3 protein-coding genes are annotated in these 2,513 nt (G+C 65.2%); 1 reads left to right on the forward strand and 2 read right to left on the reverse strand.

Annotated elements, in window-relative coordinates; genetic code table 11:
- Positions 1-432: serine/threonine protein kinase (locus EB084_23565; GenBank protein NDD31240.1), on the reverse strand; the 432-nt coding region annotated here is incomplete at its 3' end.
- 97 nt (positions 433-529) lie between these two features.
- Complete coding sequence (locus tag EB084_23570) at positions 530-1,423, reverse strand: ABC transporter ATP-binding protein (GenBank protein NDD31241.1); 894 nt, start codon at positions 1,421-1,423, stop codon at positions 530-532.
- A 191-nt stretch (positions 1,424-1,614) separates the two neighbouring features.
- Here EB084_23570 and EB084_23575 point away from each other — a divergent pair.
- The coding region (locus tag EB084_23575) for a hypothetical protein (protein NDD31242.1) at positions 1,615-2,513 on the forward strand (899 nt) is incomplete at its 3' end.

A 2,513-nucleotide genomic window follows, 5' to 3' on the forward strand; every position in this document is an offset into this window, starting at 1 on the left:
GCGCGCGATGCCGAAGTCGATGAGCACCAGCCGTCCGCCCGCCGTCACCATGCAGTTCGATGGCTTCACGTCGCGGAAGATGATGGGGTGCGGCCACATCTCGTGCAGATGTCTGAGGCAGGAGCAGAGCTGTATCAGCAGCGGGAGAAGCTCGGCCTCGGTGAAAGGGCGCCCCTTCCGATCGAGCAGCGCCTCGAGGGTGTCTCCTTCGACGCGACGCATGACGAGGGCGTGCTTACCGTTCTCACTGAAGAAATCGACCACCTCGGGGAGGCCGGGATGGCGAAGCCGCGCGCACATGTCGGCCTCACGATGGAAGAGCGCCACGGCTTCCGCACGACTTTCTGAAGGAAGGTCGACTTCATGAAGCACCTTCACAGCCCACGACGCGCCCACGAGGTGCTCGTCGCGAGCCAGGTACACCGCACCCATGGCGCCCTCGCCGATGACCTTCTCGATGCGATAGCGCCCCCGCAGGAGCGTACCGCGCTTCAGGGCTTCCACGATTTCGCGCGCCTCCTGCACTGCGTCACATCAGGTACGCCGCTTCCTGGCGAAACGAGACCACGGGATGGCCTTCAGTGGTGAGGTGATCGACCAGTGCCAGCACCTCATCGCCATCTCCCATGAACAGCACCTTGATGATGTCCCCGTGACTTGTGGCGCGAAACACCCCAGGCCATGATCCCAAGGCTGCGGCGGCTCGCTCGGCGCCCACGACCTGCATGTGAACACATCTGAGCAGGCTGACCCGGCTGTCGAGCGAGTCGATGGGGCCACAGGCGAGAACGCGGCCCTCCGCGAGCACACACGCGTGTGTCAGCAGGTGGCGCACCTCACGCACGGTATCTCCCGCCATCACGACGGCACAGCCCATCGCCCGCACCTGCTCGAGGATCTGCACCCACAGGTCGCGCTCTACATCCGGCAGGCCCTGCAGCGGTTCGTCGAGGAGGAGCACACGAGGACCGTGGACCAGTGCCCGCGCCAGACCTGCGCGACGCAGCTCGGTTCGCTTGAGCGTCGACATGCGGGTGTCGGCCAGCGGAGACAGCCGGGTCAGCGTGAGAATCTCATCGCACCTCACCTTCATGTACGCTTCCTCGAGTCCCTGGGACCGAGCGAAGAACACCAGGTTGCCGCGCACCGTGCTCTCTGGGATGAGCTCGACATCACCGCCGCAGAATCCAAGCGCGCGCCTCGCCCGCTCGATGCTGCTGGAAGGAGCGCCGTCGATCCAGATCTCACCGCCGTCGGCAGGCTGAAGCGTTGACATCACGCGAACGAGCACGCGCTTGCCCACGCCAGGCCCCACGATTCCGAGAAACTCTCCAGGGTAGAGCCGCAGGGTGAGGCCTTCGAGAAGCTCACCGCTGTCGAGGCGCTTGCGAAGGTCTCTCAACTCGATCACAGGGGTCACCATGGCGAATTCGTACCCCTTCGCCCGAGAGTTCTCTCCTCACGAATGACCGGCACATGGCTTGAGTTGCATGATAGCAGACGATCTCCCTGGCAAGAAGGGCGCGATGCAGACGAGGCCTTCGCCACGCGCAGTGTTAACAAAAGATGATGGCGGGGGCGCCGAGACGGAAGATATGATGGCTGTAGGAGAAGATGATGAAGACGACGACTCACCACTACATCCTGCAGGCCCCTTCCACCGAGGCATTCAAGTCGCTCAGCGCTGTTGAGGCAAGCGGCGCGGCGACCATCAGGGCGCGCCTGCCCATCATCAACGGCGTCGCCATCGAGACCGACGAGGTGCGTCTGGGCGAGGTGCAAGCCCTCGCCGAGCGCCAGGGGCTGCGTCTCATCGAAGACCGCCGCATCGGGCTGCTGCCCGACGAGCAGGTCGGACAGCCCGTGAGCGGTCTGGGCCCAGCGTTTCGCGGCCTCGACAGCTGGCGCGCAGCCACCCACACCGTCGCCGCAGACAAGATGTGGGACAAGGGCGTCACGGGGCAAGGCATCGGCGTTGCCGTCATCGACACGGGCGTTGCCCCGCACAAGGATCTGCGCGGGCGCATCGTGGCCTTCCACGATGTGGTCAACGGCCGTCCTGACCCCTACGATGACCACGGGCATGGCACGCACGTCTCCGGTCTCGTGGCGGGCGATGGCGCAGCCTCCGCGGGCTTCATCAAAGGCATGGCGCCGAGCGCCAACATCATCGGGGTGAAGGTTCTCGACGGCGGAGGCTCAGGCGAGTTCAGCGATGTCATCAAGGGCATCCAGTGGGCTGTTGACAACAAGGAGCGCTACAACATCAAGGTGCTGAACATGTCGCTCGGCGCCTACATCGAGACCTCTTACAAGGACGATCCGGTGGTACAGGCCGTGGAGGCGGCGGCGCGCGCCGGCATCACGCCCGTGGTGGCCGCCGGCAACTCAGGCCCAGGCCCCAGCACCGTTGGCACGCCGGGCAACGCGCCCAATGCCGTGTCGGTGGCTGCCGTCGATGATCGCGGCACCCCGTGGCGCTGGGATGATCGCATCGCGCTCTTCTCGAGCCG

It is taken from the genome of Pseudomonadota bacterium (assembly GCA_010028905.1).
GTDB lineage: Bacteria > Vulcanimicrobiota > Xenobia > RGZZ01 > RGZZ01 > RGZZ01.

Excerpts from the sequence above, each read along its gene's own strand:
- EB084_23570 (NDD31241.1), bottom strand. The coding sequence starts at position 1,423 with ATGGTGACCCCTGTGATCGAGTTGAGAGACCTTCGCAAGCGCCTCGAC.